General features: G+C 66.6%; 24 protein-coding genes. 12 read left to right on the top strand and 12 right to left on the bottom strand.

The annotated features are described in order from the left end of the window. Nucleotides 1-11: 11 nt before the first annotated feature. Both ACUCV3_RS22505 and ACUCV3_RS22510 read right to left on the bottom strand, forming a co-directional pair. Nucleotides 12-1,232, bottom strand: a complete 1,221-nt coding sequence (locus ACUCV3_RS22505) for a cytochrome P450 (protein ID WP_279728817.1) — start codon at nucleotides 1,230-1,232, stop codon at nucleotides 12-14. Nucleotides 1,233-1,243: 11 nt separating this feature from the next. Continuing rightward, nucleotides 1,244-1,567, bottom strand: a complete 324-nt coding sequence (locus ACUCV3_RS22510; protein WP_279728818.1) for a 2Fe-2S iron-sulfur cluster-binding protein — start codon at nucleotides 1,565-1,567, stop codon at nucleotides 1,244-1,246. A gap of 106 nt (nucleotides 1,568-1,673) precedes the next feature. Here ACUCV3_RS22510 and ACUCV3_RS22515 point away from each other — a divergent pair, with 106 nt between their 5' ends. After that, on the top strand, nucleotides 1,674-2,318 hold the full coding sequence (locus tag ACUCV3_RS22515) for a TetR/AcrR family transcriptional regulator (protein WP_279728819.1): 645 nt from the start codon (nucleotides 1,674-1,676) through the stop codon (nucleotides 2,316-2,318). Here the strand turns inward: ACUCV3_RS22515 and ACUCV3_RS22520 are convergent. Beyond that, nucleotides 2,315-3,400, bottom strand: coding sequence for an alpha/beta hydrolase fold domain-containing protein (locus ACUCV3_RS22520; protein ID WP_279728820.1), 1,086 nt, complete (start codon nucleotides 3,398-3,400; stop codon nucleotides 2,315-2,317). The two genes, ACUCV3_RS22515 and ACUCV3_RS22520, sit on opposite strands and share 4 nt — an antisense overlap. A gap of 82 nt (nucleotides 3,401-3,482) precedes the next feature. Here ACUCV3_RS22520 and ACUCV3_RS22525 point away from each other — a divergent pair, with 82 nt between their 5' ends. Continuing rightward, nucleotides 3,483-3,938 (top strand): MarR family winged helix-turn-helix transcriptional regulator, encoded by a 456-nt coding sequence (locus ACUCV3_RS22525; RefSeq protein WP_279728821.1) that lies wholly within the window; start codon nucleotides 3,483-3,485, stop codon nucleotides 3,936-3,938. Here the strand turns inward: ACUCV3_RS22525 and ACUCV3_RS22530 are convergent. Together ACUCV3_RS22530 and ACUCV3_RS22535 are read right to left on the bottom strand one after the other, a co-directional pair. Then, nucleotides 3,935-4,549 carry a glutathione S-transferase gene (locus tag ACUCV3_RS22530; protein ID WP_482241160.1) on the bottom strand — a complete coding sequence of 205 codons (615 nt, stop codon included), beginning with the start codon at nucleotides 4,547-4,549 and terminating at the stop codon, nucleotides 3,935-3,937. The genes ACUCV3_RS22525 and ACUCV3_RS22530 overlap by 4 nt on opposite strands. A 37-nt stretch (nucleotides 4,550-4,586) precedes the next feature. Beyond that, nucleotides 4,587-5,363, bottom strand: coding sequence for an SDR family NAD(P)-dependent oxidoreductase (locus ACUCV3_RS22535; RefSeq protein WP_279728823.1), 777 nt, complete (start codon nucleotides 5,361-5,363; stop codon nucleotides 4,587-4,589). Between the two features lie 156 nt (nucleotides 5,364-5,519). Between ACUCV3_RS22535 and ACUCV3_RS22540 the strand changes: the two genes are divergently transcribed. After that, nucleotides 5,520-6,428, top strand: coding sequence for an SDR family NAD(P)-dependent oxidoreductase (locus ACUCV3_RS22540; RefSeq protein WP_004209116.1), 909 nt, complete (start codon nucleotides 5,520-5,522; stop codon nucleotides 6,426-6,428). Between the two features lie 100 nt (nucleotides 6,429-6,528). Next, on the top strand, nucleotides 6,529-6,921 hold the full coding sequence (locus tag ACUCV3_RS22545; protein ID WP_048936846.1) for a group III truncated hemoglobin: 393 nt from the start codon (nucleotides 6,529-6,531) through the stop codon (nucleotides 6,919-6,921). A gap of 30 nt (nucleotides 6,922-6,951) precedes the next feature. Here ACUCV3_RS22545 and ACUCV3_RS22550 read toward each other — a convergent pair whose 3' ends face one another. The 3 genes from ACUCV3_RS22550 to ACUCV3_RS22560 all read right to left on the bottom strand — a co-directional run bounded on the left by ACUCV3_RS22550 (nucleotide 6,952) and on the right by ACUCV3_RS22560 (nucleotide 9,912). Continuing rightward, the gene (locus ACUCV3_RS22550; RefSeq protein WP_048936845.1) at nucleotides 6,952-7,728 is read right to left on the bottom strand and encodes a helix-turn-helix domain-containing protein; all 777 of its coding nucleotides are present in this window, start codon (nucleotides 7,726-7,728) and stop codon (nucleotides 6,952-6,954) included. Nucleotides 7,729-7,796: 68 nt separating this feature from the next. After that, complete coding sequence (locus ACUCV3_RS22555) at nucleotides 7,797-8,234, bottom strand: c-type cytochrome (protein ID WP_010336197.1); 438 nt, start codon at nucleotides 8,232-8,234, stop codon at nucleotides 7,797-7,799. 49 nt (nucleotides 8,235-8,283) lie between these two features. Then, on the bottom strand, nucleotides 8,284-9,912 hold the full coding sequence (locus tag ACUCV3_RS22560) for an AMP-binding protein (RefSeq protein ID WP_107917535.1): 1,629 nt from the start codon (nucleotides 9,910-9,912) through the stop codon (nucleotides 8,284-8,286). A 154-nt stretch (nucleotides 9,913-10,066) separates the two neighbouring features. Here ACUCV3_RS22560 and ACUCV3_RS22565 point away from each other — a divergent pair, with 154 nt between their 5' ends. Beyond that, entirely contained in the window at nucleotides 10,067-11,566 is a 1,500-nt protein-coding gene (locus ACUCV3_RS22565; protein ID WP_482241161.1) for a CoA-acylating methylmalonate-semialdehyde dehydrogenase, read from the top strand. 129 nt (nucleotides 11,567-11,695) lie between these two features. Next, nucleotides 11,696-13,030 (top strand): acetyl-CoA hydrolase/transferase family protein, encoded by a 1,335-nt coding sequence (locus tag ACUCV3_RS22570; protein WP_279728824.1) that lies wholly within the window; start codon nucleotides 11,696-11,698, stop codon nucleotides 13,028-13,030. Here ACUCV3_RS22570 and ACUCV3_RS22575 read toward each other — a convergent pair whose 3' ends face one another. Next, a complete protein-coding gene (locus tag ACUCV3_RS22575; protein ID WP_279728825.1) occupies nucleotides 13,031-13,801 on the bottom strand; it encodes a thioesterase family protein in 771 nt (256 codons plus the stop codon). A gap of 199 nt (nucleotides 13,802-14,000) precedes the next feature. Here ACUCV3_RS22575 and ACUCV3_RS22580 point away from each other — a divergent pair, with 199 nt between their 5' ends. Beyond that, entirely contained in the window at nucleotides 14,001-15,086 is a 1,086-nt protein-coding gene (locus tag ACUCV3_RS22580; RefSeq protein WP_279728826.1) for an endonuclease/exonuclease/phosphatase family protein, read from the top strand. Next, complete coding sequence (locus ACUCV3_RS22585; protein ID WP_279728827.1) at nucleotides 15,083-16,252, top strand: TonB-dependent receptor domain-containing protein; 1,170 nt, start codon at nucleotides 15,083-15,085, stop codon at nucleotides 16,250-16,252. Before ACUCV3_RS22580 ends, ACUCV3_RS22585 begins: the two co-directional genes overlap by 4 nt. Nucleotides 16,253-16,276: 24 nt before the next feature. On the opposite strand, the gene ACUCV3_RS22590 is transcribed toward ACUCV3_RS22585, so the two are convergent. Beyond that, on the bottom strand, nucleotides 16,277-18,670 hold the full coding sequence (locus ACUCV3_RS22590) for a membrane-bound PQQ-dependent dehydrogenase, glucose/quinate/shikimate family (RefSeq protein WP_482241162.1): 2,394 nt from the start codon (nucleotides 18,668-18,670) through the stop codon (nucleotides 16,277-16,279). Between the two features lie 197 nt (nucleotides 18,671-18,867). On the opposite strand from ACUCV3_RS22590, the gene ACUCV3_RS22595 reads away from it, so the two are divergent. Genes ACUCV3_RS22595 through ACUCV3_RS22610 form a run of 4 tightly spaced genes read left to right on the top strand, consistent with a single transcriptional unit; the run spans nucleotide 18,868 to nucleotide 23,118 of the window. Then, the gene (locus ACUCV3_RS22595; protein WP_279728829.1) at nucleotides 18,868-20,991 is read left to right on the top strand and encodes a TonB-dependent siderophore receptor; all 2,124 of its coding nucleotides are present in this window, start codon (nucleotides 18,868-18,870) and stop codon (nucleotides 20,989-20,991) included. Continuing rightward, on the top strand, nucleotides 20,988-21,296 hold the full coding sequence (locus tag ACUCV3_RS22600) for a ketohydroxyglutarate aldolase (RefSeq protein WP_279728830.1): 309 nt from the start codon (nucleotides 20,988-20,990) through the stop codon (nucleotides 21,294-21,296). The genes ACUCV3_RS22595 and ACUCV3_RS22600 overlap by 4 nt, the downstream gene beginning before the upstream one ends. After that, entirely contained in the window at nucleotides 21,293-22,807 is a 1,515-nt protein-coding gene (locus ACUCV3_RS22605) for a PepSY-associated TM helix domain-containing protein (RefSeq protein ID WP_279728831.1), read from the top strand. The genes ACUCV3_RS22600 and ACUCV3_RS22605 overlap by 4 nt, the downstream gene beginning before the upstream one ends. Next, nucleotides 22,804-23,118: a DUF3325 family protein gene (locus ACUCV3_RS22610; RefSeq protein WP_279728832.1), complete on the top strand. Its 315-nt coding sequence runs from the start codon at nucleotides 22,804-22,806 to the stop codon at nucleotides 23,116-23,118. The genes ACUCV3_RS22605 and ACUCV3_RS22610 overlap by 4 nt, the downstream gene beginning before the upstream one ends. Here ACUCV3_RS22610 and ACUCV3_RS22615 read toward each other — a convergent pair. Together ACUCV3_RS22615 and ACUCV3_RS22620 are read right to left on the bottom strand one after the other, a co-directional pair. Then, nucleotides 23,115-24,485, bottom strand: a complete 1,371-nt coding sequence (locus ACUCV3_RS22615) for a HAMP domain-containing sensor histidine kinase (protein WP_279728834.1) — start codon at nucleotides 24,483-24,485, stop codon at nucleotides 23,115-23,117. The two genes, ACUCV3_RS22610 and ACUCV3_RS22615, sit on opposite strands and share 4 nt — an antisense overlap. Next, entirely contained in the window at nucleotides 24,482-25,210 is a 729-nt protein-coding gene (locus ACUCV3_RS22620) for a response regulator (RefSeq protein WP_004209098.1), read from the bottom strand. Before ACUCV3_RS22620 ends, ACUCV3_RS22615 begins: the two co-directional genes overlap by 4 nt. Between the last annotated feature and the right edge of the window lie 153 nt (nucleotides 25,211-25,363).

The following is a 25,363-nucleotide window of genomic DNA, read 5'->3' on the forward strand; positions in this document are numbered from 1 at the left end:
ATGCCCGCGCCCTACCAAAACAGCGGAAGTGACCTGGGCCCAACCACGCCGCCAGGCCAGTAGCTGATCAGCGCATCAGACCGAACCGCAAAGTCCGGCAACCGCCGCAGCCACTCCTGCAACGCCACCTTCACCTCCAAACGCGCCAAATGCGCCCCAATGCAGCTATGAACACCGCCGGCAAAAGCCAAAATCGGCTTGCGTGGCCGGTTGAAATCCACGCGCGTCGGATCCGGGAAGACATCCGGGTCATAGTTGCAGGCGGGCAGGATGCTGTTGAACTTGTCGCCCTTCTTCATCTGCACCCCGCGCATTTCCAGATCCTGGGTCAGGGTCCGACCGGAAAAGGTGACGGAAAAGACCCGCAGCAATTCCTCCACCTGGGCATTGATCTGCTCGGGATGAGCGATGATCTCGCGCCGCCGATCGGGATTTTCCGCTAGCCACAGCCAGATATTGTTGAGCGTCGCGAACACCGTGTCGAGTCCGGCGATGAACAGGAAGAAGGTGAAGCCGAAAATCTCCCGCTCGGTCAGCGGTTCGCCACCCGGCCGTGCCTGGATGATCGTACTGATGACGCCATCATCGGGCCTCGCCGTCTTCTCGACGATCACCTGCGCGAGATAGGCTTCGATCCCGCGCATGGCGAGGCCGGCGGTCATGCGATCCTGCGAATGGAGCAGGTCGACCGCCCAGCCGACGAAGGTATCGCGCATCTCCTGCGGCAGGCCCATCAGGTCTAGGAAGATCGACACCGGCAGCGGCCGGCCGAAGGCGGTGGTGAACTCCACTTCGCCTGCATCGATGAAGCCGTCGATCAGTTCATTGGACAGGCGGCGCATATAGGCTTCAAGCCGCAACACGCTTTGCGGCGAGAAGGTCGAATCGAGGATCGCGCGATATTTGCGATGATGCGGCGGATCGATCTCCAGCGGGATGAAATGGAAATAATTATTCGGATCGCGCGGGAAGGGCGTGGCCCCCGCGGTGGTGAAATATTCCGGGTGGCGCAGCGCGAAAAAGGCATCCTCATGCTTGATCGTGCACCAGCTGTTCCCGATCAGCGGATTGACGCTGTAGAAGATCGGCGGATGCGTTTCGTGCAGCTTGGCCATGAAGGCATGGGGCGCGGCGAGAAATTCCGGGCCCGTGGTGAGGCCGATCTCGCGCACCAGTTCGGGCGGGACATGGGCGGGAATGTCCATAACGGGCGTCGCTTGGGCGGTTGCCATGATCGGGCTCCTCAATATTGCGCGGCGGGCAGATGGACGACGAGCCCGTCGAGCGCATCGCTGACGATGATCTGACAGCCAAGGCGGCTGCTCGGGCGGCGCTCGCTGGCGGTGCATTCGAGCATGTCCAGCTCGGTCTGCGCAGGCGCGGGCAGACGGTCGGCCCAATCCTCCTCGACATAGCAATGGCAGGTCGCGCAGGCGAGGCCGCCGCCGCATTCGCCGACCATGCCGTCGAGCCCCTCGTTGAGCGCCGCGCGCATCAGATTCTCGCCCGTCGGCACATCGATTCGATGCTCCGCACCGCTGGCCTGGACAAAGAGGACCGTCGCCATCCTGCTCTCCCATATATCTTCGTGATGAGAACAATGTTCTCAATGCTGGCACTATAGTCGCGGGCTGCTAGATGGAAAGCGATTATTGCAGAGAGGATCGCCGAACATGTACCGGGCGCAGCAAACCGACGACGCGATCGCGGAACTGGACGATCGCAACCACCAGATCGTCGCCGCCGCCTATGATCTGCTCGACGAGGAGGGGTTGGAAGGGCTGACGATCCGCGCCGTATTGCAGCGCACCGGGCTCGCCCGTCGGGCGCTGTACGATCGCTTTGCGGGCAAGGACGATCTGGTCCTGGCGGTGTTTGCCCATACGTTGCGTCGCGCAGCGGAACAGTTCGGCGAACAGGTGCGCGACCTGCCGGACCCGCTGGCGCGCTTGCATCATATCGTGACGGCCATCGTCATCGGTCGCGCAGCCATTGATGGCGATTGGCAAGGCGGCCAGCGCCGGAGCGCGGCGCTCAGCCGCGAGCATCTGCGCCTGGCGGAGGCGCGCCCGGTCGAACTGCAAAAGGCGGTAAGCCCGCTCATCGACCTGATCGCCACGATCCTGTCCGAGGGCATGGCAGAGGGGCAGGTCCGCGCAGGACCGCCGTCGTGGATGGCGCTGCTCGTCTATAATCTGGTCTCGACCACCGTCCATAGCCAGTTGCTTGCCGAGGAGGCCGCCATTCCCGACCGCCAGCGCCGATCCGAACTGGCGGTCGAGATATGGGAATTTTGCCGCCGGGCGATCGCGGTCTAGCGCGCCAGCTTCAGTCGATCGCGGAAGAAGGCGGTCATGACGTCGAAGGCCTCGCGCGATTCCGGCAGGGCGGGATCGTAGAAAAAGGCATGGCCCAGCCCATCCCACATATGCAGGTCGGCATCGACCCCGGCCTTCACCAGTTCGCGATGGGTGTTGACGGTCGCGCTCATCTCGAAGGCGCGGGTGGCGGTGATCAGCAGCGTCGGTGGAAACTGCTTCAGCGTTGTGGGCGACAGCGCCGGCGACACCAGCGGATCGCTGCGGTCGATACCCTTGAAATAGGCGCGGACATCGTCGCGCGGGGGCAGCGCCTGGAACGGCCGGGCAAAGCTCTGGCTGTCGCCGCCCCAGCGCGCATCGCCCGAGGCGCAGAAGATGCCGATCGCACCGGGCAGCGGCAGCTTCTCATGGATGAACCAGGCGATCGCCTCGGCCGTCAGCAGCCCGCCGGCCGAACAGCCGAAGATGCCGATATCCTGCGGCTGGTAGGCCTTGAGCAGTTCGCGATAGACCTTGGTCACATCCTCGGTCGCGGCCGGCCAGATGGTTTCGGGCGCCTGACGATAGGTGATGGAAAGGATCTCGACCCCGGCCAGCCCCGCGAGCGGGATCGATTCCATCATGCCGGTGCCGCCGGCCACGCCCATGATGAAGCCGCCGCCCGGCAGGTTGAGCAATATCTTCCTGCGGTTGCCCGGTGCGACGCCAGCCGCCGGTGTCGCGCGAACGGCCGCTATGCCGGCGATCTGTTCCTCGCGCGTCGCCACCTTGTACATCGCCTTCAAAGCGTCGATGCGCGGCGCGACCAGTTGCGGCATGCGCTGGCGCAGCGCACCGGCCTGCCCGGCGGCGACCGCGCGCATCATCGGTTCTTCGGGATCGGTCGGCGTGCGCGGCAGCGCCTTCTTCGCCGCCTCGCTCAGATAGATGGAGGGCGGCAGGCGAAAGCCGGGGACATGGACCGTGCCATCCGGCTCGATCGCGCCGGAAGCCGCCGGGCTATCGGACTGTGGCGTCTGGGCCGGTGCCGTCCCGGCCAGGGCCAGCAGGGTCAGCGGCAAGGCGAATCGCATCGTCATGAATATCGTTCCTCTCCATCTTATATTATGGTATATAAGATATCGACTTGAGCGGGCGCGGCAAGGGGGCTAGATCGGCGCGGTGACGATCGATCCCGACAGCGCCTTCACCGATCCGCTCGACGCGATGCTGGGCTTCCATCTGCGCCGCACCGCGGCGGCGGTGACCGGCGCGCTGGGCGAGGCGCTGGCCCCGCTTGGCCTCAATCCGGGCGAAGCGACCTTGCTGCGCCTGATCGGCGCCAATCCGGGGTGCAGCCAGAGCGACATTGCCCGTGCGCTGCGCGCCCAGCCGGCCAATCTGGTGCCGCTCATCAACAAGCTGGCGCTGTCTGGCCTGTTGGAAAAGGGCGCGGGCAAGGGCCGTGCGATCCCGCTGACGCTGACGGCGGAGGGACTAGCGCTGCACGGCCAGGTCTGTGCGGCGTTCGACGCGCATGAGGCGCGGATCGGTCGCGCCATCCCGGTCGAACAGCGCCGCGACGTCATCGCCCTGCTGCGCCAGATCTGCCTCGACGCCTGTTGCGGCCCGGCCTAGCCGGCGTCCGCCTCGACCCATAGCGGGTGCCGCACCATGGCGCGGGCGAACAGCTCGGACTCCAGATGTCCGGCCAGCCAGCCGCGCAAAGCCGCCCAGCGCTGCGCGGCAAACCAGTCCGGCTCGACCGCCGCAAATTGCCGCACGAAGGGAAAGATCGCCATGTGGGCCAATGTCCGCCCCGCGCCGCAAAGCTGGGCCTTATCCCGCAACCGCGCCTCCAGCGCGTCGAGCAGCCCGGCCGCCTCGGTCCGATGGGCGACCGGGTCGCTGCCATGGCGCTCGGCATATTTGTAGCGATCGAGATGCCGTTTGAACGGCCCGTCATTGGTCGCGATCAGCGCCGCGTCGTCACCCGCCAGCCACGCCTCTGGGTCATGCCGCCCCAGCGCCCAGCGCATGATCGCCAGACTCTCGTCGATCACCCGGCCGTCGGGCAGCACCAGCACCGGCACCGTCCCCTTGGGCGACGCGGCCAGCATCGCCGCCGGTTTGGCGCGCAGCAGGATTTCGCGATGCGCCACCGCCTGCCCGCTCACCAGCAACGCCAGCCGCGCCCGCATCGCATAGGGACAACGGCGGAAGGAATAGAGGATCGGGGCATCGGCCATGGCCCGCCCTAACCGAGCGGCGAGCCAAAGAGTAGTCTTACTCCGCCTCGACCCATGTCGTCGTCAGCGCGCGCGGCGAGAGATATTTGGTCGAGGTCCAGCCGCCATCCACGACGATCGTCTGTCCGTTGATGAAGGCGGCGCCGGGCGAGCAGAGGAAGGCGATGGTGCTGGCCACATCCTCCACCTCGCCCAGCCGCGGGAAGGGGGTGGTCTCCACATTCACCCGCTTGAACATCTCGTCCTCGAACCGGTGGCGCACCATGTCGGTCATGGTGACGCCCGGCGCGACGCAATTGGCGCGGATGCCCTGCGGCCCATAGTCGCAGGCGATATGCTTGGTCAGCGCGTCCAGCCCCCCCTTGGCCGCCGAATAGGCGCCGCCGCGCCGCCCGCCGATCACCGCATAGGTGGAGGTGACGTTCACGATGCCGCAGCCCTCGCCCATATGGACGATCGCCTCGCGCGCCAGGCGGAAGGGCGCGCGCAGCATCAGGTCCAGGAACCCGTCCAGCGTGGCGTCGTCGGTTTCGTGCAGCGGCTTGGGGCTGCCCGCGCCGGCATTGTTGACCAGGAAGTCGATCCGGCCGAACCGGTCGAGCGCCAGCTGGACGATCTGCGCCGGGGCATCGTCGGCGGTGACGTCGATCGACAGGGTGGCGACCCGCGCCGGTTCGCCGATTTCGCTCTCCAGCGTCGCCAGCTTGGCCGGATCGCGGCCGACGCCGACGATCGCCATGCCGGCGTCATGCAGCATCTTCGCCGTGCAGAGCCCGATGCCGCTGCCCGCCCCGGTGATGATCGCTACCTGCATCTATCCTGTCCTCTACTCTGTCCTGCCCCGCTCTTATCCGCTTCGCCGGGCATCGGCGAACCGCCATGGCGATGCCTTGCCGCCCCGGCTTGAACCCGCGCGCGCGCCGCGTCACCCCTGCGCCATCATCTGCATAATCCAGCGAAAGGCCCGCTCATGTCCGAACTGCGCTACGACGATCGCGTCATCGTCATCACCGGTGCCGGGCGGGGGCTTGGCCGCGCCTATGCGGAACTGCTCGGCGCACGCGGCGCCAGGGTCGTGGTCAATGATCCGGGCAGCGCCGTGCGCGGCGAGGGGATCGATGCCGGCCCGGCGGCCGAAGTGGTGGCCGCGATCAAGGCGCAGGGCGGCGACGCGATCGTCTCGACCGACAGCGTCGCCACGCCGGAGGGCGGCCGCGCCATCATAGAGGCGGCGCTCGACCATTATGGCCGGATCGACGGGCTGATCCACAATGCCGGCAACGTCCGCTACGGCTCGATGCAGGCGCTCAGCCAGGAGGATTTCGATGCCGTGCTGGACGTTCATCTGCGCGGTGCCTTCCATGTCGCGCGCGCTGCCTTCCCGCATATGTGCAAGGCGCGCTATGGCCGCATCATCCTCACCAGCTCGATCGGCGGCCTCTATGGCAATCGCGATTGCGTCAATTATGGCATGTCCAAATCGGGCATGATCGGCCTCAACAATGTGCTCGCGCTGGAGGGGGAGGCCGAAGGGGTCAAATCCAACATCATCGTGCCCGGCGCCGTCACCCGCATGGCCGAGGGGTTGGATATCTCGCAATATCCGCCGATGGGGCCGGAACTGGTCTCGCCGGTCGTCGCCTGGCTGGCGCATGAAAGCTGTTCGGTCACCGGCGAGATGCTGGTGTCGATCGCCGGCCGGGTCGCCCGCGCCTTCATCGCCGAAAGCAAGGGCGTCTATCAGCCCAGCTGGACGCCGGAGGATGTCGGCGCCCGGATCGACGCGATCATGGACAGCCAGGATCCGCTGGTCTTCGGGCTTGAGGGCCATGTCGATCATATCCGCTACAGCTTCGGCCGCGCCGTCGCGGGGGAATAGGGCGCGCGGTCAGGTCGAACCCGGCCGATCGCATCCGGCCAGTCGAACCCCGGCGGTCGATGCGCTATGGATCGGGCATCCCCGTGCGGAGTCGGAACCCATGAAGGCGGAACGGATCGACGAGGCCAGCCTGCGCCAACTGGTCGAAAGCTTCTATGCCCGCGTCCGCGCGGACGACCGGCTTGGTCCGATCTTCAACGACGCCGTGGACGACTGGCCGGCGCATATCGACCGGCTGGTCGATTTCTGGTCGTCGGTGATGCTGTCGTCGGGCCGTTACAAGGGACAGCCCGTCCCGGTGCATATGGCGCATCGCGACCGGATCACGCCCGAGCTGTTCGACCATTGGCTGAATCTCTGGTCGCAGACGACCGACGCCGTCATGGTTCCGGCGGCGGCCGCCGCCTTGCAGGACAAGGCGCAGCGGATCGCGGAAAGCCTGCAACTCGCGCTGTTCTTTCGGCTGGGGGCGCCACCGGCCGCGGGTGCATGAAGGGCGCGTGGATACGCGCCCCTTTCCGCCTTATTCGATCGTCACGCCGACCACGCGCCAGGCGCCATTTTCGCGATCCAGCGTCACCGTCTCGATCGCCTGTGCCTGATTGGCGTAGCTGGCGCGGAACTTCACCACTTCATAGCCATGGGGCGGGGCGGGCAGTTCCTCCTGGCTCAGCAGGCTGCGCGACTGGAGGGCGCCGAACCGGCCGCGCATCGTCTGCGACACCTCCGTCCAGACCTGCACCGTGTTGAGTTTCTGGAAAGCGCTGCCGGTGCCGCGATAGCTTTCGGCCCATTTGTCCTGATCGATCAGCGCCAGCCATTGGCGCGCCGCGTCGACGACCTCGGCATTATGCGCCTGGGCAGCGGCCGGCGTCGATTGTGGTGTGGGGGCGGCATCGGGCAGGGCGGCGAGGGCCAGCAGGCCAAGGACAAAAGTCATGAGAAGCACTCCAGGCAGGATCGGGCGCCGGCGATCGGCCGGCCCCACGCCGACGACCGGCGCCTCGTCCTGATCCGCTTCGACCGGGGCTGCGTCTGCCCCCAATAGCCTGTCCCCCAGAAAATCGGGGGGTGATGCCTCGGGCGTGCCTTCGGCTTCCAGCAACAGCCGGGCCGCCTCGCGGCTGCTCGACACCGCCATCTTGCGCCGGGCATCGCGCAGCCGTTCGTTGATGGTATGGACCGACAGGTCCAGGCTGCGCGCGATCGATTTCGCGTCATGGCCCCGGACCATCAGGCGCAGCGTCTGCTTTTCCTTCTCGGTCAGCGCCCAAAGGCCGTCTGTCATCCCGCTGGTCATGGCGCCAGATGTACGAAGCCCCCGGCGCGCCAGCTACCCCAAAAAATTCGTATCTTTGGCGGGGCCGGTCAGTCCGACAGGCTGCGCAGATAGGCGATCAGGTCGGCGCGCGCGAGCGGGTCGGGGATACCGCTGAACTGCATCTTGGTGCCGGGCACGAAGCGTTGCGGATTGGCGATCCAGGCGTCGAGCGCCTTGTCGTCCCAAACGCCGCCCTTGGCGCGCAACGCGGCGGTATAGCCGAACCGGGCGCTGTGCTGGCCGATCGGCTGGCCGTAAATGCCGTGCAGATTGGGTCCGCCGGTGTCGGGTCCGCCAGCGCTGCTGGTGTGGCAGGCGGCGCAGGTGCCGAACAGGCGGGCGCCGGCCTTGGCGTCGGCCACCGTCATCAGCTTTTCCAGTGTCGGATTGGGGCCGGCGGCCTTCAACCGCTCGGCGCGGTGATCGTCGGCACAGCCGATCAGGCTCAGGGTCAGTAACAGGGCGGCGGAGGCGGGACGCAACATGGCGCGCCCATGCCCGATCGGCGGGCGCGCGGCCAGCGGACCAATTGTCCTACGACGCCGCCGGCGCGGGCTCTTCCACCAGCCGGGCGCGGATCTGCTGCTTCAGCACCTTGCCGGCGTCATTCTTGGGCAGGGCGTCCCACAGCGCCACCGCCTCGGGATATTTGAAGCGCGCGACGCCAAGGCCGGCCAGATGCGTAGCCAGCGTTGCGACATCCGGCGTGGCGCCGGGGCGCGGCACGATCACCGCCACCGCCCGCTCGCCGGTGCGCGGGTCGGGGACGCCGACGATCGCGATCTCGGCAATGGCGTCATGGCCGACCAGCAGATCCTCGATCTCCTTGGGCGCGATATTCTCGCCATTGCGGATGATCAGATCCTTGATCCGGCCGGTCACCACCAGATGGTCGCCATCGACCCAGGCGCCCTGGTCGCCGCTGCGATAATAGCCGTCCGGATCGAAGCTCGCGGCCTCATCCGCCTTGTGGATATAGCCGACCATCATCTGCGGCCCGCGCGCGCGAATCTCGCCATCCGGCGCGATGCGAACGGTGGCGATGCCGGGGCGGCCGTCGGTCTCGGCGGCATGGGCGACATCGGCCCGGTCGATCACGCCGACCGTGGTCACCGGCAATTCGGTCGATCCATAGACGCGGCTGACCACCGCCTGCTCGAAATAGCCGGCCGCCTCGCGGATCAGCGCCGGCGGCACCGACGCCCCGCCGCAGATGAACAATTTGAGCGCGGGCAGTCGCGTATCCGCCGCGCGCGCTGCCGCCAGCAGATGCTGCAGGAAGGGGGTGGCCCCGGCCATATGGGTGCAATCGGCCTCGGCCATGATCCGCACCGCATCGTCCGGGTTCCACTGTTCCATCAGGATCGCCGTCGCGCCCAGCAGCAGCGGCGTCTCGAACGCGTAGATCGACCCGCCGATATGGCTGATCGGCGACGGCACCAGGAAACGGTCGCCCGGTTCGACCAGCCAGTGCCGGCCGATCTGGCGGATCAGCGCATTGATCGAATTATGGCTGTGCATCACCCCCTTGGGCCGGCCGGTGGTGCCGCTGGTATACATCACCATGCGCACCTCGTCGGCATCCAGCGCGGGCAGCGGCCGGCCGGTCGGGGCCGAAGACAACAGGGCGTCATAGGCGCAAACTTTGCCATCTTCCGCCCGAACGATGACGATCTCCGGCGGGTTTTCCATCTCCGCCGCCACCCGTTCCAGCATCGCGCCATAATCATGGCCGCGAAAGCGTTCCGGCACGAAGATCATCCGGCTGTCCACATCGGCCAGGATGAAACGCAGGTCATGGTCGCGCAGCGACGGCAGGATCGGATTGGCGACCATGCCGGCCAGGGTCGCGCCCATATAGATGACCGCCGCCTCCTGCCAGTTGGGCAGCATGAAGGATATGACGCTGCCGACCGGGAAGCGCGCCAGCAGCGCCTGCGCCAGCCGTTGCGCCTGATCGTGCAGGCCGGCGGCGGTCAGGCAATGGTCGCCGTCGATCAGCAGGATGCGGTCGGGCGTGTCGCGGGCGGCGTTCACCAGCGCATCGGCGGCGGTGTCCGATCGCCACCAGCCATCGGCATAGGCCTGCGCTGCCTGATCGGCGTCCCAGCGTATGTCCCATCCTGCGGCGGTGATCCGCCGTCCTGCTCCTGTCCCGGCCATGCTCGCTCCGCTGTCGATGGACGAGCCATGCGAAAGAAGCGCCGACCGGGCAAGCGCAGCGCCGATCCACCGTCCCCGCGATCAAATCGGCTGGCCGGTTCCGACCCTTCCGATCCTCCTTTATGGCCGACCCGATCCGTTTCGAGAGGGCAGCATGCGCATAGTCGACAATTTCATCGGGGGGCAGCATCGCGCATCGGCGTCGACGCGCCTGGGCGACATCTTCAACCCCGCCACCGGCCAGGTGCAGGCGCAAGTCCGCCTGTCGGCGCCCAGCGAACTGGATGAAGCGGTCGCCAATGCGCAGGCCGCGCAGCCCGCCTGGGCGGCGATGAACCCGCAGCGCCGCGCCCGCGTGATGTTCAACCTCAAGGCGCTGATCGAACAGCATATGGACGAGCTGGCCGAATTGCTGTCGGTCGAGCATGGCAAGGTCCATTCCGATGCCAAGGGCGATATCCAGCGCGGCCTCGACGTGGTCGAATTTGCTTGTGGCATCCCGCATCTGCTGAAGGGCGAGTATACTGAGGGGGCAGGTCCGGGCATCGACGTCTATTCGTTGCGCCAGCCGATCGGCATCGCGGCGGGGATCACGCCGTTCAATTTCCCGGCGATGATTCCGATGTGGATGTTCGCGCCGGCGATCGCCTGCGGCAATGCCTTCATCCTGAAGCCCAGCGAGCGCAATCCCTCTGTCCCGGTCCGTCTTGCCGAACTGGCGATGGAAGCGGGCTTGCCGGCCGGCATCCTGAACGTCGTCCATGGCGACAAGCAGGTGGTGGACGCGATCCTCGATCATCCCGCAATCAAGGCGGTCAGCTTCGTCGGCTCGTCCGACATCGCCCAATATGTCTATGGCCGGGGTGCATCGAACGGCAAGCGGATGCAGTGCATGGGTGGCGCCAAGAATCACGGCATCGTCATGCCCGACGCCGATCTGGATCAGGCGGTCGCCGATATCCTGGGCGCGGCCTATGGTTCGGCGGGCGAGCGTTGCATGGCGCTGCCGGTGGTGGTGCCGGTGGGCGAGCAGACCGCGGTGGCGCTGCGTGCCAAGCTGGAAGCAGGTATCGCCGGGCTGCGCGTCGGCGTGCCGAGCGATCCCGATGCCCATTATGGCCCTGTGGTCAGTGCCGCGCACAAGGCGCGGATCGAAAATTATATCCAGATGGCGGTCGACGAAGGCTCCGAGCTGGTGATCGACGGTCGTGGCTTCGCGCTGCAGGGTTATGAGGATGGCTTCTTCCTCGCGCCGACCCTGCTCGACCGCGTGACGCCGCAGATGAAAAGCTATCAGGAGGAGATTTTCGGTCCCGTCCTGCAGATGGTGCGTGCCGAGACGTTCGAGGAAGCGATAAGCTATCCGACCAGGCATCAATATGGCAACGGCGTCGCACTCTTCACCCGCAATGGCGATTTCGCCCGCCGCTTCTGCGCCAATGTCGAGGTCGGCATGGTCGGCATCAACGTACCGATCCCGGTGCCGGTCAGCTATCACAGCTTCGGCGGCTGGAAGCGCTCGGGCTTTGGCGACATGAACCAATATGGCATGGACGGCGTGCGTTTCTACACGCGGATCAAGACCGTCACCCAGCGCTGGCCGAGCGGCGGCGCGGTGCTGGACCAGAGCTTCGTCATCCCTACCATGGGCTGACGCGTCTCCTGAGGGGGAGAAGGCAAGGGCGGGCTGGGCAACCGGACCCGCCCTTGGTCCTTTTGCCGCGTGGTGAAACGCGCGCCGGCCGCTATAGGTTAGGGATCGACCACAGGAGAGAGGCGATCCATGACCCCAATGGGCGACCAGGCATTATATCAGCGGATACGGCGTTCGGCGCAGGCGGCGGCGGCGCTGATCCCGTCGGGCGCCAAGATCTGCATGGCTTTGGGTACCGGTCAGCCGCCCGCCCTGCTCGCTGCCCTTGCCGAACGCGCCCGGTCCGGTTCTGTCGCTGATCTGCGTATCTATTATATGCTCTGCACCGGGATCGCCGGGGCCAACGTGTTCGACTTCGCGCTGCGCGACCGGATTACGCCGATGAGCCTGTTCCATAGCGGCATCGAAAGGACTCTGGATCGCCAGCATGGCGAGGCGCATCTGCCGATGGTGGATTTTCTGCCCTGCCATTTCAGCCAGGTGCCGCGCGCCATGGTCGAGCATGTCGGCGTCGACACGCTGATCGCCACGGTCGCACCGATGGATGGCGACGGCAATTTCAGCCTGGGAACCGATGTCGACTATGCGCTGGCGGTGGCGCGCAAGCCGGGCACCCGGATCATCCTGGAGGTGAATGCGCATATGCCCTATGTGCGGGGTGACTGCATGATCCCCCTGTCGGCGGTGACGGCGCTGGTCGAGCATGATGTCGCGCTGCCGACGCTGCCGGCCATTACTCGCACGGCGGTCGACGACGCGATCGGCGCCACCGTCGCCGGTCTGATCCGCGATGGCGATTGCCTGCAGATGGGGATCGGCGCGCTGCCCGAGGCGGTGTGCGCGGGTCTCGCCAACCATCGGCATCTGGGCATCCATACCGAGATGATGACGACGGGTCTCGCCGGACTGATGCAGTCGGGCGTGGTCGACAATAGCCGCAAGCAAATCCATGCCGGCAAGGCGATCTATACCTTCGCACTTGGCGACCAGGCGCTTTATGATTTCCTGCACGACAATCCGGCGGTCGAGGCGCATCCGGTCGATTATGTGAACAACCCGTTCCTGATCGCGCGCAACGACAATATGGTGTCGGTGAACGCGACACTGCAGGTCGATTTCCACGGCGCCTGCAATTCCGAATTCGTCAATGGACGGCAGTTCAGCGGCACCGGCGGACAGGTGGATTTCGTGCGCGGTGCCTATGCTTCGCGTGGTGGACGATCGATCATCGCCTGCCATTCGACCGCGGCCAAGGGCACGATTTCCCGCATCACCCCGCGTCTGGACGGGCCGGTGACGACGCCGCGAATGGACACGCATTTGATCGTCACCGAATATGGCCTGGCCGACCTCAAGGGCAAGTCGGTGGGCGAGCGGGCCAAGGCCTTGATCGCCATCGCCCATCCCGATTTCCGGGAGCAACTGGAGCGCACCGCGTTCGACACCGGACTGTTCGCCGGCTGATCAGCGCGGGCGGATCGTCAGCCATTGCGAGACGGTGCCGATCGCGCCGTCCCGATCATGCAGGATGCTGTGAGTAAGGCCGATGCCGCCGGCGCCAAAGGAGACGGAGACATCAAAGCCCACCCACTCGCCTGCCGGCGCGCGGAAAATATGGGCGGTGAGGTCCAGATTGGGAAAGGCGGCTTCGGCGGTCGACGCCAGGGGCGCCAGGCCATTGGCGGTATCGACCAGCCCCATGGCGCGGGCGAGCGGCGATACTGCCTCATCCGCGATCAGCGCATGGGGCGTGCGGATCCAGCCAACGGCGCGGCCCGGCGCGACATATTGGCGGCGGGCATCGATGCTGGCGATGAAGCCGCCGGGCCATTCGCCGGTGCCGTCCCAGGGTGCCATGGTTTCCGGGCCGGGAATGGGATCGAAGCCGCCGCCGGCGATCGCGCTTGTGTCATAAGCCTGGGCCAGCCAGGCGCGCAGCAGGATTGCCGGCCGGCCGCCATGGCTGAGCCGCGCTTCGACCAGTTCGATGGTGCGGCCGGGTCGGATGACGCTGACGTCGATTTCGACCGTATCGAGCGGGATGGTGCCCAGGATATCATAGGACAGGCGCCCCAGTTGCAGCGGATCGGGCCGGCGCGCCTTGGCGTCCACCTCGATCGCATGGGCCAGCAGGCCGATCGCGGGGGCAACATGCTGTTCCGTCACGTTCCAGGCGCCGCCGACCAGTTCCGTCGGGGTAAAATGGCGGGCATCAAGCCGCCGGAAATAGGCCATGGGGTCCTCTTCATTGCCGTCTGGGCGGGTCGGATTTCCCCTATCAGCAGGAACCGGCCGCCCGCAAGCTGACGGCGATGATGACAGTCCGGCGTCGGTCGGATGACGATTGCCGCCTTCAAAAATTTAACCCCACTGCCGCGCGAACGACACGAGCATGACTCATGCGCGCGCTATGAACGGCGCAGGGGAATGAGGGATGGCGAAGCCTTTGCGTGCCATATTGATCGCGAGCCTGGCGGTGTTGGCCGCCACGGGATCGCAGGGCGAAAGCCGGCGGAGCGATACTGCCGGGCTGGCGGCGACCGCGCCACAGCCGGATAGGCCGCTGTCGGTGATGACCTATAATGTGATGGGCCTGCCCTGGCCGATCGCCCTTGGCCGGGACGAGGCACTGGGCCGCATCGCCGACAGGCTGGCGGCGCTGCGCCGGGCCGGGCGCCAGCCGCATATCGTCCTGCTGCAGGAAGCCTTTTCGCCACAGGTCGCGCAACTGGCGCGCCGTGCGGGCTATGCCCATGTCGCGATCGGCCCGGACAGCGGGTTGCGTACGGCGATTGTGGCGGGACCGGATGACCGCCACTTTCTGCAGGCGGCGCGCTGGGACCGGGGCGAGACGGTGCCCAAGCAGCTGAACAGCGGTCTGCTGATCCTGTCCGATTATCCGATCGCCGGCATCGACCGCATGGCCTTTCCCGATTTCGCCTGTGCCGGCTTCGATTGCCTGGCGAACAAGGGCGTGCTGATCGCTCATCTGGCGGTGCCGGGCTTCGACCGGCCAGTCAGCATCGTTAACACCCATCTCAACGCGCGCAAGGCGGCAGGCGTGGCGATCGCCCGGTCGCAGCGGGCGTTTGATCGGCAGGCCGGGCTGCTGGCCGACTTCGTGCGCGCCCATGTTCCCGCCGGACAGCCGATGATCCTGGGCGGCGACCTTAATATCGGCGGCGATCGCAACCGCATCCATGCCTTCTTCACCCGCTGGGCGCGGGCGGGCATGGGCTTTGTCGCGGCGCATCTGGGCGGCGCACGTCGGGCTCTGGCGGACAGCCTGCCATCCGATGCCGGCACGCACCGGGATCTCGAACAGGCGCGCGCGCGCGGCAAGGACTGGCTGTTCGCGCGCGACGATAGTGGCCGGCCGATGCGGGCCATCCACGCGGCCGTGCCCTTTGGTACGGAGGTGGAGGGCGCGCCGCTGTCCGACCATTTCGGTTACATGATCGCCTATGAACCGGAACGTCGCGCCGGGCCCGCTGTCCAGTTGGCGCAGGTGGCGTCATGACGATGATCCGCTGGATGGTGGTGTCGCTGGCAGCCCTGGCGTTCGCGGTCCCGGCATCGGCGCAGACGATTACCCCCGATCATGGCGGCTTTGTGCTGAAACGGCCCTTGCGTTTTTCCCTGCTGCCCGCGCCGCTGGACGGTGCAGCGAAGCCGGCGCGCATCTATGCGATCGAACTGGCGCCATCGCCGACCGAGCCGGCGGCGATCGGCATCGCGGTCCAGCGCAAGCGCAACCGGATGGCGGCGCTGCCGGCTCGTCGGATCGGCGCGGTGCCGCTGCCCGCCGACCTGTCCGGCGATGCCCAGCCGCGCAGCAGTCTGATGCTGGTCGACGCCCATGGCAGCCTGCCACTGGCGGACGGCTTGCAGGCTGAGCTGGGCTGGCAGGGCGCCAAGCTCAACAATCGCGGGGCCAATGTGACGGCGCTCTATGGCAGCGACGCAATCAAGAGCCGCGACCTGTTCTTGCCGACGGGGCGGCTGGCCTATGACGCCGCGCCCGGCGTCACCCTGCGCGCGGACTATCGCGAGACGATAGAGGCCTATGCCGGGGTCGGCCTGTCGGGCGCGCTGGGGCTGACGCGGGAGGCGTTCCGCACATTGCAGGCCGGTTTGCGGCCGGAACGCGACAGCCGCATGCGGCTGGGCAGCGACTGGATGGTCGCGTCCGACCTGACATTGGCGGTCGATGCCTTTGACGGCGAGGTCGAGGACCGGCTGGCCTTTGTCGAGGACGGCTATCTGCCGGTCAATCGCGGGTCGGCGCATGTGCGGGGGCTGGCGATGCGGGCGGAGCATCGGCTGACGTCCGCGCTCAGCCTGTCGGCGCGCTACCATATGGCGCGACTGCGCCAGGACCGGGGCGGCCGCGTGCAGGAGCAGCAGCTGATGCTGGAAGGACTGTGGGCGCAGGGCCCCTGGCGCTGCCGGATCGTTGCCGCGCAGAGCAGCGCGCCGGCGCTGATGCAGGATGATGGCGGCCTGCGGCTGGAGGCCGGCGTCGATTATGCGCTGACCGGGCGTCGACCGATGCGGGTCGGCCTGCACCTCACCGACCCCGACCAACTGGCGAGCAGCCGGCTGATGCGCGCCGATGCCTCCGGCGCGGCGCGGCCGGAGGATCAGGCGCAGGCACTGATGCTGACCGCCGCCCTCGCCTGGTAAGGCAAAGGGCGGCGGCAGAGTATCTCAATTCAGGGCATAGGCGATCAGTGCATCGCCCACCGGCGTCTGCATGAAATGATGACCGCCGGCCATGATGACCAGATATTGCTTGCCATTCTGGCTGTAGGTCATCGGCGTCGCCTGACCGCCGGCGGGCAGCACGTCCTGCCACAAAGTCTTGCCGGTCTTGAGGTCGATCGCGCGGATCAGATTGTCAGTCGCGGCGGCGACGAAGATCAGTCCGCCCGCCGTCACCACCGACCCGCCATTATTGGGCGTGCCGATCGTCAGCGGCAGCATCGAGGGGATGCCGAACGGCCCGTTGGTGCGCGCGGTGCCGAAGGGACGATCCCAGATGGTCTTGCCGGTGGCGATGTCGATCGCGCGGATGCCGCCATAGGGGGGCTGCTTGCAGAGCAGGCCGGTGAAGGGCAGGCGCCAGCCGGCATTGACGTCGATCGCATAGGGGGTGTGCGCCTGCGGATCGCCCGCGCCTTCCGCCCCGCCAATTTCGCCGCGTGCCTGGTCGCGCGGTGCCCAGCCCTTCTTGTTGGCTTCCTTGCGGGGCACCAGCCGGACATAATTGGGCATGTCGTTATAATTGGCGACGATCACCCCGCGGGCCGGATCGACGGCGATGCCGCCCCAGTCGGTGCCGCCATTATAGCCGGGATATTCGATCGAGCGCTTGTTGGCCTCGGGCGGGGTGAAGAAGCCCTTGTAGCTCGCCCGGCGGAACTGGATGCGGCAGATCATCTGGTCGATCGGCGACATCCCCCACATGTCCTTTTCGGTAAGGTCGGGCTTGCGCAGCGTATGGTAGAGCGAGATGCGCTGGGTGGCGGCGCGCTGCTCCGGCTCGACACCGATCTGCGGTGCTTTGATATCACCGATCGGGGTCAGCGGCCGGCCGGTGCGGCGGTCGAGCACATAGATGTCGCCCTGCTTGCTGGGCAGCAGCATCGCCGGCACCGGACCCCGCGCCGTCGGGAAGTCGATCAGGGTCGCCTGGGCGCCGAAATCATAGTCCCACACATCCTTGCGCACTGCCTGGAAATTCCAGCGCGGCTTGCCGGTCATCACGTCGATCGCGACCAGCGAGGTGGCGTAGCGATTTTCCTCCGGCCGGCGCAGGCTGCTGTAATAATCGGCGGCGCTGTTGCCCATCGGCAGATAGACGAGGCCAAGCTGCTCGTCGCCCGAGGCGATCGTCCACATGTTCGGCGTGCCGCGGGCATAGGTCTGGCCGGCGGGTGGCGGGCCGCTGCGTTCCGGGTGCATCATGTCCCAGGCCCAGCGCATCTTGCCCGTGACTGCGTCATAGGCCTGGATCACGCCGGACGGCGCCCAGCGATCCTGCCCGTCCAGCACCTGATGGCCGGTGACGATCACGCCGCGCACGATGGTCGGCGGCGAGGTGATGGAGACATAGCCCGGAGGGACTTGGCCCATGCCGTCGGTGATGCGGACCTGGCCATTGCTGCCGAAGTCGCGGCACTGCTGGCCGGTGCGGGCGTCGAGCGCCATGATCCGGGCATCGAGCGTGCCCAGGATGATGCGCTGGGCGCAGGGCGCGTCGGCCGTGGCGCCGGGCACAGCATAATAGCTGACGCCGCGACAGGCGGCGGTATAGGGAATGGCCTCGTCCGACACCCTGGGATCGAAGCGCCATTTCTGTTTGCCGGTGGCGGGATCGAGCGCGATCACCAAGCTCTTGGGCGTGCAGACATAGAGGGTGTCGCCGATCTTGAGCGGCGTGTTTTCCGCGCCATAGGTGTTGCGGATCTGAGCCGAGGCCGGCAGGTCGCCGGTGTGGATCATCCAGGCGCGTTTGAGGTTACCCACATTGGCCGGGGTGATCTGGGCGAGCGGCGAGTAGCGCCGGGCGCTGTTGGTGCCGCCATAGGCCGGCCAGTCGGCGCCGGTGGTGCCGATCGAGGGATCGGCCATGGCATAGCGGGCGTCGGGCAGGCCCTGCAGCACCGGCGGGATGAAGTTGCTGGCGATGCTCCAGAAAAAGCCGATCGCGACAGCGAAAGTGACAGCTACACCGACCCATGCACGACGCCAGCGACCGGCGCTGCGGTCGAGCGTCGGCCAGACCAGTTGCAGCGCGATCAGGAGGACCAGCGGGGCGACGACGCGCGGCACCAGTGCCCAGGGATCAAGGCCCACTTCCCAATAGGCCCAGAGCAAAGTGACAGCAAAGATGACAATGTAGAGCCAGCCGCCCGCCTTGCGCCCGCGCGCCAGGAGAGTGCCCGAGACGATCAGGGCGATGCCGGTGACCAGATAATAAGGCGAGCCGCCCGAGATCAGCAGCCAGGCCCCCCCGCCGGTCAGCACCAGCCCGATGAGGCCGAAGACGATGCCCAATATCAGGGCGGCGATCGATCGGCGGGGCGGTGCGTTTGTCATGGTCGGATACTCCCTGGGCAGGAGGCACGGGCAGGTGCCGGTTTACAAAGGAGAAACCGAACAGCTTCGTTCCAGACATGAACAAAATTTCATCTTCGTGGCGCGATTGTAGCGCACATGCAATGCTAATGCGATTGACTCGCATTCTGGACATGCCTAACGCGCGGCGCAGATAGAGAGCCATCGGGGAAATCAAAATGCGTCTGTCCTTGCGCCGCCTCCTGTTGAGCAGCGGCTTTGCCCTTGTCGTGATCCCGCATGTCGCCCGCGCGGCAGAAGCCGACAACGCCGCAGAGGACGCGTCGCGCATCGTCGTGACCGCCGCCAACCAGCCGTCCAGTTCCGCCACTGCCCTGTCGCTATCGGTGCGCGAAACGCCGCAGTCGGTGACAATCATCAATCGCGAGCGGATCGAGGATTTCGCGATCACCAATGTCAACGACCTGCTCGACCAGACGATCGGCATCAATGTCGAGCGCGTCGAGACGGATCGCACCTATTTCAACTCGCGCGGCTTCGACGTGTCCAATTTCCAGGTCGATGGCGTCGGCCTGCCGCTCGCCTGGGGCATCCAGTTCGGCGACCTCGATACCGCCCTGTTCGAGAATGTCGAGGCGGTGCGCGGCGCCAATGCGATCATGACCGGCATCGGCAATCCGTCGGCGACGATCAACTATGTCCGCAAGCGGCCGCTCGACGAGTTTCAGGCCAAGGGCACGGCCCAGGTCGGTTCGCGCGACCTGTGGCGGGTCGAGGGAGACGTCAATGTCCCGGTGACCGACACGGTGTCGGCGCGCTTCATCTATGCGCATGAGGATCGCGACACGCATCTCGACTATAACCATATCAATCGCGACGTCTTTGGCGCGATCCTCGCCTGGCAGGTGACGCCCGATCTCAAGGCGACGGTCGGTTACACGCGCCAGGAAAATGACGCCGACGGCGTGCTGTGGGGGGCGATGCCGCTGGTCTTCACCGACGGCACCCGGATCGACTATGCGCGCTCGGCAACCACCTCGGCCGACTGGACCTATTGGAACACGAAGGACCAGAATAGCTTTGGCGAGCTGGTCTATGCCATGGGCCAATGGACGCTGAGCGGCATGTTCACCTACAAGCGCTTCCAGGAGAATGCGAAGCTGCTCTATGCCTATGGCTATCCCGACAAGGAGACCGGCGAGGGCGTCTATGGCATGGCGGGCATCTACCCGTCCGACTATAAGCAATATCTGGGCGATTTCAGCGCCACCGGTCCGTTCAGCCTGTTCGGCCGCGAGCACAAGCTGGTGCTCGGCCTGTCCTACGCCAAGTCGAACGCCAAGGAGTGGGAGAATTTCGCCGAGGACAGCGCGCTGGTCTATCCGTCGGTGTATGACTGGGGCAGCGCGCAAGTGGCCGAGCCGGATTATCCGGGCGAATATCTGGCCGCCAAATATAGCGACGAACTGACCCGCCTCTATGGTGCGGCCCATCTCAACTTCACCGACCAGCTGAAGGGCGTGGTCGGCGCCAGCGCGATGTGGATCAAGTCGTCCGGCACTTCCTATGGCACCGATCAGGCGCGCGACGACCACAAGATCAGCCCCTATCTCGGCCTGCTCTATGACGTGACGCCCAACGTCACCCTTTATGCCAGCTATACCGACATCTATAATCCGCAGGCCGAGGTCGACGCCAATAATCGCAAGCTGGATCCGGCCAAGGGCACCAGCATCGAGGGCGGCATCAAGAGCAGCTGGTTCGGCGATCGCCTCTATGCCACCGCCACCGTGTTCCGCGCCAAGCAGAAGGGGCTGGCCGATTATGCCGGCACCTTTGGCGAGGATGGACCGGGCAAGGCCGGAGGCAGCTATTATGCCGGCGTCGATACCACCTCGACCGGTTTCGAGCTGGAAGTGGCGGGCAAGATCACCGACCAGTGGACGCTGAGCGGTGGCTATACCCAATATGATATCGAGGATGACGAGGGCAACGACACCCGCACCTGGTTGCCGACCAAGTCGCTGAAGCTGGCCACCACCTATCAGGTGCCGCAGCTCAACGACCTGAAGCTGGGCGCGCAGATGCGCTGGCAGAATGCGATCAAGACGACGCTGACCGATGTCTATGACGGCGATGTTTACATGGGCGATGTGGTCGTTAAGCAGAAGAGCTATGCCGTGCTCGACCTGATGGCGGGTATCCGGGTGGTCGATCATCTGCGGGCGAGCGTGAACGTGAAGAATGTCACCAACACCAAATATCTGGGCAGCCTGATGTGGGGCCAGGCCTTCTATGCCGCGCCGCGCACGGCGGTGTTCACGCTGAGCGTCGACTATTGACGAAGGCGGCCGCTCTGCGTGCCCGTAGCGGCTGGCGTTATCGCGGCAATGTCGCGCTGCGCACGCTGGCGGGCACGGTGGGCGCCTATGCGGTGGCGGCGCTGGCGGCGATGCTGCTGGCCCGCACCCTGCCGATGGGCCGGCTGGAGGCGGTCACGGTGGCGACCATGTTCTCCTACCTGTTCGCCCCGGCGGTCAGCGTCTGGGCCTTTCTGGCGCGTGGGCCTTGGGTGGCGCTCGGCGGCGTTGTGTTGCTGTCAGCCGCGCTGGCCGGGCTGGTCTGGACGAGCGGAGGCTTTGCATGAGCGGGGCATCGGCGATGGTCCGGGATGGCGTGCGGCAGGCGATGGCCTGGCTGCATGGCTGGACCGGGCTGCTGCTGGGCTATGTGCTGTTCGTCATGTGCCTCGCAGGGACGCTCAGCGTCTTCAAGCCGGAGATCGGCCGCTGGATGCGGCCCGAGGTGACGGCGCAGGCGGACAGCAAGAGCGCGATCGTCGCGGCGACCGGCTGGCTGTCGAAACATGCGCCGGGTTCAACCGGCTGGTATCTGACCGCGCCTGATGGCCGGGCCAATACGGTCGAGGCATCCTATGATCAGGGCAGCGACTATCTCTATCGCGCGCTCGATCCGGTGACCGGCGCGCCGGTTGCGCGCGAGACGCTGGGCGGCGAATTCTTCTACCGCCTCCATTTCGAGCTGGAAATTCCCTATCCCTGGGGCCGGCTTCTCGCCTCGCTGGCGGCGATGGTCATGCTGGTCGCGCTGGTCACCGGCATCATCGCGCACAAGCGCATCTTCAAGGACTTCTTCACCTTCCGCCCGGCCAAGGGCCAGCGGTCCTGGCTCGACGGGCATAATGCGACGGGCGTGCTGGCCATGCCCTTCCACCTGATGATCACCTTTACCGGGCTGCTGACGCTGGCGTCGCTCAACATGCCTTGGCCGATCAGTGCCGGCTATGGTGACAAGGCGATGGAGATGTACGAGGCGCTGGCGCCGGGTTCGGTGACCCGTCCGGCGGCCGGAAAGCCCGCGTCGCTGGCGCCGATCGCACCGATGCTGACGGCGGCCGAGCGCGCATTTGGCGGCGGCCATGTCGGCCGCGTCTATGTGTTCAATCCCGGCGACGCGGCATCGGTCGTCACCGTCTATCAGTCCGATGCCGACACGATCGGCTATATGCGGGGGCAGGCGAGCTTCGACGGCGCGACGGGTCGGCTGCTCAAGAGCTGGGTCGAGCGGCGGCCGGCGATGCGGACCTATCAGGTCGCCTATGGCCTGCACATGGCCCGCTTCGCACCGATGGCGACGCGCTGGCTCTATGTGCTGGGCGGGGCGATGCTGACGCTGGCGATCTCGACCGGCATGGTGCTGTGGATCTCCAAGCGGCGCGAGCGCCAGCCGCTCTCGATCGGCAATCGCATCCTCGAACGGCTGAATGTCGGCGTGATCACCGGCGTGCCGCTGGGGGCCGTGGCCTATTTCATCGCCAATCGCCTGTTGCCGATCGGCATGGCGGGGCGACCGGAAGCGGAAGTGTCCGTGGCCTTGTGGACGGCGGCGGCGGCCGTGCTGGCCGGGCTGGCGCTGCGTCCGGCCATCGGCTGGCCACTGATGATGGGGCTGCTCGCCTTTGCCTGTGTACTGGCGGCGGTGCTGGGGCCGGTCTGGTCGACCGAGCCGATCCTGCTGGCCGGCAATCTTCTGTTCCTGGCCATGGCGGCCGCGCTGGCGTTGATCGTGCGTCGGCAGGTGCGGCGGCGCAATGCGCCAATGCCAGCGCGACGGCGGATGCGGGAGCAGCCGGCATGATCGTCGCGGGACTGCTCTATATCGGTTTCTTCGCATTGGCGGCGGCGATGACGCGGCATGGACCGGCGCTGCTTGGCCCATGGCAACGCCATGGGCTGGCCCAGCATCTGCCGCTGCTCGGCTGGAGCGCGATTGCCCTGTCGCTGATCGGCGCGATCCTGGCCGGCACCGACGGGATCGGCGTCGTCACCTGGTGCGGGCTGCTGCCGCTGATGGCGGGGGCGGTGCTGCTGGCGCTGACCTATGGCCCCCGGCTGGCGCGGGGCGGGCTGCTGCTGGCATTGGCGCTGATGGCAATCGGCGCGGTTTAGGCGGCCTTCATCTCGATACTGGCGATCAGCCCGCCATCGGGTGCATTGCGCAGCGCGACGATCGCACCGAAGCTGAGGCCCAGTGACCGCGCGATGGTGAGGCCGATGCCGGTGCCGTGCCGGCCACCCGGCTGGCTGCTGGCGCCGCGGGTGAAGGGTTCGAACATCTGGTCCAGATCCTGCGGCGGGATGCCGGGACCATGGTCGCGTATCTCGATCGTGACATGGCCGGGCGTGCGCAGGCAGCTGATCTCCGCGCATCCGCCATATTTGACGGCATTGTCGACCAGATTGCTCATGCAGCGGGTCAGCGCATTGGGCTTGACCCGGACCGACGCGCCGCAGCCGGCGGCGAACTGGACCGGGGCGCCCAGTTCCTGCGCATCCTCGGCCATGCTGGCGAGCAGGGAGTCGAGGTCGATCACCGACCATTCCTCATGCGTCTCGGTGCTGGCGGCAAGGTCCAGCCCTTCGCGCACGAGGCGCTGCATCGCCTCATGATCCTGCAGCAGGCGGGCGCGCAGTTCCTCATTCTCGACCAGTTCCAGCCGCAGGCGCAGCCGGGTGAGCGGGGTCTGGAGATCATGGCTGATCGCCGCCAGCAACTGGGTCCGTTCGGTGAAGCCGGCGCGGACGCGGCGCTGCATCAGGTTGAAGGTGGAGAGGGCGGCGCGCACCTCCTCCGGCCCGCGCTCGGGAATTTCCTCCGGGTCGCGGGACACGGAAAAGGCCTCGGCCGCCTGCGACAGACGACGCAGCGGCTTGGCGGCGATCCGGCCGATCAGGATGGAGAGACCGGCGGCCGAGAGCAGGATGACGACCAGATAGGCGGGGCTGAACAGCGAGCTGGGCGGCCGGGCGAGGCGCGGGAAGGTGAGCGCCATGCCGCGGCGCTGGCCGGTCGCGTCGGTCATGCGCACGATCCAGCAATCGGGCCGGGGCGCGTCGATCAGGCCGGCGGCGCGGCTGCGCCCGGCATCCTTGTCCGGAAAGCAGAGGCCGAACGGCACCTGCCCCGCCTCCGGCTGGGCGCGGGGGCCGAAACGCCGGGCGAGCGCGGCTTCGAGATCGGTATCGGGCTCATTGATGGAGATGCCGTCAGGGGCGATGGAAGCGCCGACAATGCCGTGATTTTCCAACATCTGCTGGACCCGCACCGGATCGCGGCGCAGCCGGTCGGCGACGTCGAAGGCACTGGCCAGCACGCGCTGGCGGCGGACGCGTTCGAAATCATGGCGGCGGCCCTGTTCCGACACGGCGAGCGCGAGGATGGCCGAGAGCGAGATGCCGACGGTCAGCAGCACGAAGATATGCCCCGCCATCGAGCGGAAGAAATCCCGCACGCGCTGCACCGGCTGGCCGATCATTCGTAGCGCACCGGGCTGGCGAGGACATAGCCTTCGCCACGGACGGTCAGGATCAGGTCGGCGCCGCCGGTGGCGCCGGCCAGCTTCTGTCGCAGGCGGCTGACCTGCAGGTCGATGGTGCGGTCGAAGGCGGCGGTGGCGCGCCGTTCGGGCAGCAACGTCTCGCGCGCGAGTACGACATTGGGCTCCTCGATGAAGCGGGAGAGCAGGCGGAATTCGGCGGAGGACAGCATCACAAGCCGGTCGTCCGGGGCGATCAGCCGGCGTTGCAGCAGATCGAGCCGCCAGGGGCCGAAGACAGCGTAGCGGGACTGGTCGGCGGGTGCCGGCGCCTCGACGCGGGGGCGGCGCAGCAGGTTGCGGATGCGCACCAGCAGCTCGCGCGGCTCGAACGGCTTGGTCAGATAATCGTCGGCGCCCAGTTCCAGCCCCAGCACCCGGTCGATCGCGCTGCCGCGCGCCGTCACCATGATGATCTGGATGCCCGATCCTTCGGCGCGCAGCTCGCGGCACAGCGACAGGCCATCGCCATCGGGGAGGTTGAGATCGAGGACGATGAGGTCGACCGGCTGGTCGCGCAGGGCCTGGCGCAGTTCGGCCAGGTTCGATGCGGAAAGCAGATCGTAATTTTCCTGCCGCAACTGATCGACGATCAGACCGCGAATATCGGCATCGTCGTCGACGACGATGACGCTGTTGCGGCGGGGATCGGACAGGTCAGCCATGTTGCGCTTCTAGCGGCGGATATTGCAAAAGTCTGTGCCTCTACCGGGGATGATACAGGGCGATACAAAGCGATACGCGTTCGGATGTCACGCGACATGATGATGCGTCAGGATATCAACTTGGTCTAGCAGGATACGCCTCAAATCGCGATC

This window comes from Sphingobium sp. VMM (genome assembly GCF_056790315.1).

Excerpts from the sequence above, each read along its gene's own strand:
- ACUCV3_RS22505 (WP_279728817.1), bottom strand. The coding sequence starts at position 1,232 with ATGGCAACCGCCCAAGCGACGCCCGTTATGGACATTCCCGCCCATGTC.
- ACUCV3_RS22510 (WP_279728818.1), bottom strand. The coding sequence starts at position 1,567 with ATGGCGACGGTCCTCTTTGTCCAGGCCAGCGGTGCGGAGCATCGAATC.
- ACUCV3_RS22515 (WP_279728819.1), top strand. The coding sequence starts at position 1,674 with ATGTACCGGGCGCAGCAAACCGACGACGCGATCGCGGAACTGGACGAT.
- ACUCV3_RS22520 (WP_279728820.1), bottom strand. The coding sequence starts at position 3,400 with ATGACGATGCGATTCGCCTTGCCGCTGACCCTGCTGGCCCTGGCCGGG.
- ACUCV3_RS22530 (WP_482241160.1), bottom strand. The coding sequence starts at position 4,549 with ATGGCCGATGCCCCGATCCTCTATTCCTTCCGCCGTTGTCCCTATGCG.
- ACUCV3_RS22535 (WP_279728823.1), bottom strand. The coding sequence starts at position 5,363 with ATGCAGGTAGCGATCATCACCGGGGCGGGCAGCGGCATCGGGCTCTGC.
- ACUCV3_RS22540 (WP_004209116.1), top strand. The coding sequence starts at position 5,520 with ATGTCCGAACTGCGCTACGACGATCGCGTCATCGTCATCACCGGTGCC.
- ACUCV3_RS22545 (WP_048936846.1), top strand. The coding sequence starts at position 6,529 with ATGAAGGCGGAACGGATCGACGAGGCCAGCCTGCGCCAACTGGTCGAA.
- ACUCV3_RS22550 (WP_048936845.1), bottom strand. The coding sequence starts at position 7,728 with ATGACCAGCGGGATGACAGACGGCCTTTGGGCGCTGACCGAGAAGGAA.
- ACUCV3_RS22555 (WP_010336197.1), bottom strand. The coding sequence starts at position 8,234 with ATGTTGCGTCCCGCCTCCGCCGCCCTGTTACTGACCCTGAGCCTGATC.
- ACUCV3_RS22560 (WP_107917535.1), bottom strand. The coding sequence starts at position 9,912 with ATGGCCGGGACAGGAGCAGGACGGCGGATCACCGCCGCAGGATGGGAC.
- ACUCV3_RS22565 (WP_482241161.1), top strand. The coding sequence starts at position 10,067 with ATGCGCATAGTCGACAATTTCATCGGGGGGCAGCATCGCGCATCGGCG.
- ACUCV3_RS22570 (WP_279728824.1), top strand. The coding sequence starts at position 11,696 with ATGACCCCAATGGGCGACCAGGCATTATATCAGCGGATACGGCGTTCG.
- ACUCV3_RS22575 (WP_279728825.1), bottom strand. The coding sequence starts at position 13,801 with ATGGCCTATTTCCGGCGGCTTGATGCCCGCCATTTTACCCCGACGGAA.
- ACUCV3_RS22580 (WP_279728826.1), top strand. The coding sequence starts at position 14,001 with ATGGCGAAGCCTTTGCGTGCCATATTGATCGCGAGCCTGGCGGTGTTG.
- ACUCV3_RS22585 (WP_279728827.1), top strand. The coding sequence starts at position 15,083 with ATGACGATGATCCGCTGGATGGTGGTGTCGCTGGCAGCCCTGGCGTTC.
- ACUCV3_RS22590 (WP_482241162.1), bottom strand. The coding sequence starts at position 18,670 with ATGACAAACGCACCGCCCCGCCGATCGATCGCCGCCCTGATATTGGGC.
- ACUCV3_RS22595 (WP_279728829.1), top strand. The coding sequence starts at position 18,868 with ATGCGTCTGTCCTTGCGCCGCCTCCTGTTGAGCAGCGGCTTTGCCCTT.
- ACUCV3_RS22605 (WP_279728831.1), top strand. The coding sequence starts at position 21,293 with ATGAGCGGGGCATCGGCGATGGTCCGGGATGGCGTGCGGCAGGCGATG.
- ACUCV3_RS22610 (WP_279728832.1), top strand. The coding sequence starts at position 22,804 with ATGATCGTCGCGGGACTGCTCTATATCGGTTTCTTCGCATTGGCGGCG.
- ACUCV3_RS22615 (WP_279728834.1), bottom strand. The coding sequence starts at position 24,485 with ATGATCGGCCAGCCGGTGCAGCGCGTGCGGGATTTCTTCCGCTCGATG.
- ACUCV3_RS22620 (WP_004209098.1), bottom strand. The coding sequence starts at position 25,210 with ATGGCTGACCTGTCCGATCCCCGCCGCAACAGCGTCATCGTCGTCGAC.